1 protein-coding gene is annotated in these 363 nt (G+C 76.9%); it reads right to left on the reverse strand.

The window, feature by feature from the left end; genetic code table 11:
• Positions 1 to 71 precede the first annotated feature (71 nt).
• Positions 72 to 363 (reverse strand): helix-turn-helix domain-containing protein (locus GTW43_RS27880; protein WP_161304729.1); only part of this gene is annotated, 292 nt, incomplete at its 5' end.

Here is a 363-nt window from a genome sequence, read left to right on the forward strand (position 1 = left end):
CGCGGGGAACTGCGCGAGAAGCCCCACCGGCGTGCACCCGGCGACGAACCCCGATCCCGCCCCACCGCCGGTCAGGCACCGCGCAGGGCGAACCACAACTCCATCCGCACATCCGGATCGTTCAGATCCGCGTCCAGGAGCTCCCCGCAGCGGGCCACGCGCTGGCGGACCGTGTTGCGGTGCACGCCCAGCGCGAGCGCCGTGTTCTCCCAGCTGCCGTGCACGGAGAGCCACGTCCGCAGCGTCTCCAGAAGCACCGGACGGCCGTCCAGCGCCGCGAGACCGGGCGCGGCCGTGCCGTCGGCCCGGTGCCGGACCAGCGCGCTGCGGGCCGCCCGGGCGCGGGCCAGCGCGTGCGCCGCC

The organism is Streptomyces sp. SID5785 (assembly GCF_009870065.1).
GTDB lineage: Bacteria > Actinomycetota > Actinomycetes > Streptomycetales > Streptomycetaceae > Streptomyces.